At 42.1% G+C, this 3,727-nt stretch carries 5 protein-coding genes; 2 read left to right on the top strand and 3 right to left on the bottom strand.

Going from position 1 to position 3,727, the window contains the following annotated elements:
* The 3 genes from PND65_RS09535 to PND65_RS09520 form a co-directional block, all read right to left on the bottom strand.
* Window positions 1-995, bottom strand: a 995-nt coding sequence (locus tag PND65_RS09535; protein ID WP_271991849.1) for a MobA/MobL family protein, incomplete at its 3' end; no start/stop codon positions are given.
* Between the two features lie 280 nt (window positions 996-1,275).
* Window positions 1,276-1,590 carry a hypothetical protein gene (locus PND65_RS09525; protein WP_014080633.1) on the bottom strand — a complete coding sequence of 105 codons (315 nt, stop codon included), beginning with the start codon at window positions 1,588-1,590 and terminating at the stop codon, window positions 1,276-1,278.
* Window positions 1,591-1,734: 144 nt separating this feature from the next.
* Window positions 1,735-1,965: a helix-turn-helix domain-containing protein gene (locus PND65_RS09520; protein ID WP_003505382.1), complete on the bottom strand. Its 231-nt coding sequence runs from the start codon at window positions 1,963-1,965 to the stop codon at window positions 1,735-1,737.
* 174 nt (window positions 1,966-2,139) lie between these two features.
* Here PND65_RS09520 and PND65_RS09515 point away from each other — a divergent pair, with 174 nt between their 5' ends.
* Window positions 2,140-2,769 carry a helix-turn-helix domain-containing protein gene (locus PND65_RS09515; RefSeq protein WP_003505395.1) on the top strand — a complete coding sequence of 210 codons (630 nt, stop codon included), beginning with the start codon at window positions 2,140-2,142 and terminating at the stop codon, window positions 2,767-2,769.
* Window positions 2,770-2,855: 86 nt separating this feature from the next.
* Window positions 2,856-3,727, top strand: an 872-nt coding sequence (locus PND65_RS09510; RefSeq protein ID WP_271991851.1) for a tyrosine-type recombinase/integrase, incomplete at its 3' end; no start/stop codon positions are given.

Below are 3,727 nucleotides of genomic sequence, written 5' to 3'. Positions count from 1 at the left end.
AGTGCATTTTGTTTTTTAATCATCTGGTTTTCCTCTACCTTCCATGAACCATTCCATATCTGTCCGGTGAGATATTTTTCCTCAATCTTTCTTGCATCCGCACCCTCATGAATCGTAGGGATTTTTAATTTGCCCTGTCTTTCATAAGAGCGGTGGTCAATCTGATTGTCTATGGATAAATGCCGGTTACACATCCCAGCCCATTCGCTTCGCCATAACTCACAATTCTTTGGATTATTCCAGCCGGTAGCATCGGTCAGAACCCGTTTCCATTGTTTTCTGTTTCTTGCCCCGACTTTCTGTACTCCGTTTTCATCAAGTACCGGAATACGGATTCCATGACGGTCTGGATTTTTCTTATCCTGCCACCAATCCGGGTGGGATTCATCAACCACGATATTTTCCTCAGTATCTCTGACAAAATCCCAGTCCTTGACTTCTTTGTTGCCCCATGAATGATCCGGATTGAATGGTCGCATGGTTACAAGTAAATGCACATGTGGGTTTCCATCGTTCTTATCGTGTATGCTCCAATCGGCACACATTCCCTTGTCCACGAAAGTTTTTTGAATATATTCGGTTGTATAATCAATCTGTTCCTGTCTGCTCCATTCTTTCGGCAGGGAAAATTCAAATGAGCGTCCAAGCTGTGCATCTGCATTTTTTTCTATCTTCAATACCTCATTCCATAGACGCTGTTTCTGAAATGTGATTTTAAACTTTTCCAGTGCGGCATCTTTATCATCCGCTCTTTTATAACGGATAGACTGTTGAAACCTTTTTATATTTTCTTCCGGTACATGCAGCCATTCAGGAGGTGCATTTTCGCACATCATCAGACTGGTGTAGACGACTTCATTTTTGGAAGTATAGTAACTGATCCTGCCTGTTTCCTCATTCTTCATCACATCTCCATTAAGATATGCCGATGCGGATATGACAGATTTTCCTTTACTGCGCCCGACAATCTTTACTGTAAAGTGAAATATCGCCATGATACGATTCCCCCTTTCTGCCGTATCCGGCATTGATTTCCGACAGCATCTTCTTCTGGTTTGGCAGAAGTGAAGCTGTCGGAACGCCCTCTGCGCAAGAGTGCCCCCTGCGGCATGAGCAGGTCTGGCTGAAAGCCCCGCCGACGGAACGAGCCCGGCAAGCGTAAGCGCAGACCGGTTGCCACTTGTGGCAAACTTATAAGGACGACCTCTGGTTGTCCATAAGTGCGCCCTTCATTCAAAGGCAATGAAGGGAATGGAAAACCCACTCCCTCTGCCATTACACTTCCTCCATATCTGTAAGTGGCTCTTTCTGCATCGCCTTTGAGAAAAACTTTCCGTTTGTTTCCTGCCTTTTTAAGAAGCCTATCAACTTTGGTAAATCTTCCTCCTCAATCGGACAGCCAAGAACCGATTCCACTGCGCCACCAATCTGACAGAGCCTGTGGGTTCGTTTTTTACTTTCCTCTGCTTTCTTTCGCTTTTCCAGTTCCTTCCGCTGTGCAATGAGCTTTTTTGTAGCTTCAATGCTTTCCTGTTCCTTTTTCTCTAATGCACGTATTCTTTCTTCATAAGTCTTTGTTGATTTCGCCATATCGTCTTCATCCTTTCTTTTTCCGATAAACAACAGTTCCCGGTTGCATATCAGGAGAAGCACATGGTATAATCCTCTTGCGTGTAGGTATATCATGGCTTCGGTCTGATAGAACCTTTGGCGGTTTCTTAGGAAGCCGCCTTTTTAAGTTGCCACATTTCTTGTGACAGCTTTTACATTTCCTTTATCCCTCAGATCACGCCCCTCGTTGGCTTCCATGAACTTTTCCAGAATGTCAGTTTTAATAAGGACTTTTCTTCCGACCTTTAATACCGGAAGCTTCTTCCATTCAACCAGCTTTCTCAAAGTGTTTCTGCCAATTCCTGTATAGTCGGCTGCTTCCTCGATGGATAATGCAATCTTTCTTTCCGTCATCTTGTCACCTCCTTATAAATTGCATTATGCAATTTATGTTGTGCTGTTAGTATAGCGGTTTTATATTGTGTTGTCAAGCGTTATGAAATTTTAAAAATAATCATTAAATTGCATATTGCAATTATGTGAGGTACATGCTATAATTCATACATACCGAAAAAGGAGGCAATCAGCATGAAAGATAAAGAACTACGCAAGCTGATAGGCAGCAGGGCAAAACAGCGTCGTCTGGAATTAAATCTGACACAGCCTTATGTTGCAGAGAAGATGGGAGTTACAGCTTCCACAATCCTGCGTTATGAGAATGGTTCGATTGACAATACCAAAAAGATGGTGCTGGAAGGTCTTTCGGAAGCACTTCATGTATCTATTGAATGGCTCAGAGGGGAAACCGATGAATACGAAACCGATATTACGGATAAGAAAGAATTACAGATTCGTGATGCAATGGGCGATATTCTCAAACAGTTACCTCTCGACCTTAGTAAAAAGGAAGATGCTTTTTCCAAAGATTTACTGCTGTTGATGTTAAAGCAATATAACCTGTTTCTGGAATCATTCCAGTTTGCCTGCAAGAATTACAAGGGCAACACGAATGAAGCTGATATTGCAAAAGTAATGGGGTTTGAATCGAATGATGAATATAACGAGATTATGTTTCTCCGGGAGATCACCCACACTGTTAATGCCTTTAACGACATGGCAGATATCGTAAGGCTTTATTCCAAGAAACCGGAAATGGCAGAACAAAGGCTTGAAAATCTTTTATCAGAAGTTTTGTATGAGGATTCCGATTCGGTATAGAACGACAACCGGAGTTATGATATACTTACACGCAAGAAGCATTTCATCAGTTCCGATTGTCTGATATCGAAAGGAGACACACGATTATGGCAAAAGGATCTGTAAGAAAAAAAGGAAAGAAATGGTACTACCGCTTCTATGTAGAAGATGCAAGCGGCAATCTGGTTCAGAAAGAATACGCTGGAACAGAAAGCAAAAGTGAAACGGAAAAACTGCTCCGTCAGGCAATGGACGATTACGAAAGCAAGAAATTCATTGCAAAGTCGGAAAATATTACAGTTGGAGAATTACTTGATATATGGGCAGAGGAAGAATTAAAGACCGGTACTCTCAGTAATGGGACAGTCCAGAATTACCTTGGTGCCATTACCAACATCAAGAAGCATCCAATTTCAGAGAGAAAGTTGAAAAATGTAACATCTGAGCATTTACAAGCCTTCTTCGATCTGCTTTCCTTTGGTGGCACTTATCCCGATGGTTCAGAAAGAAAAGGTTACAGCAAAGATTACATTCGTTCTTTCTCGGCAGTATTACAGCAGTCATTCCGGTTTGCAGTATCACCAAAGCAATATATCACTTTCAATCCGATGCAGTATATTAAGCTGAAATACCAGACGGATGAGGTTGACCTGTTTTCTGATGATGACATGGATGGCGATATACAGCCAATTCCACGAGAGGATTATGAAAGACTGATTGAATTTCTACAGGATTACAATCCACCGGCAATACTTCCAATCCAGATAGCTTATTATGCAGGACTTCGTATCGGTGAAGCCTGTGGTCTGGCATGGCAGGATGTGAATCTTGAAGAACAGTGCCTTACAATCAGACGCAGTATCCGATATGATGGTTCAAGGCACAAGAATATCATCGGACCAACCAAACGAAAAAAGGTAAGGATTGTTGATTTTGGAGATACACTGGCAGAGATTCTTCGCAATGCCCGAAAGGAACA

Origin of the sequence: Faecalitalea cylindroides (genome assembly GCF_028321995.1) — a bacterium.
GTDB lineage: Bacteria > Bacillota_I > Bacilli_A > Erysipelotrichales > Erysipelotrichaceae > Faecalitalea > Faecalitalea cylindroides.
This window is presented reverse-complemented; position numbering and strand designations above follow the sequence as displayed.

Excerpts from the sequence above, each read along its gene's own strand:
- PND65_RS09515 (WP_003505395.1), top strand. The coding sequence starts at position 2,140 with ATGAAAGATAAAGAACTACGCAAGCTGATAGGCAGCAGGGCAAAACAG.
- PND65_RS09520 (WP_003505382.1), bottom strand. The coding sequence starts at position 1,965 with ATGACGGAAAGAAAGATTGCATTATCCATCGAGGAAGCAGCCGACTAT.
- PND65_RS09525 (WP_014080633.1), bottom strand. The coding sequence starts at position 1,590 with ATGGCGAAATCAACAAAGACTTATGAAGAAAGAATACGTGCATTAGAG.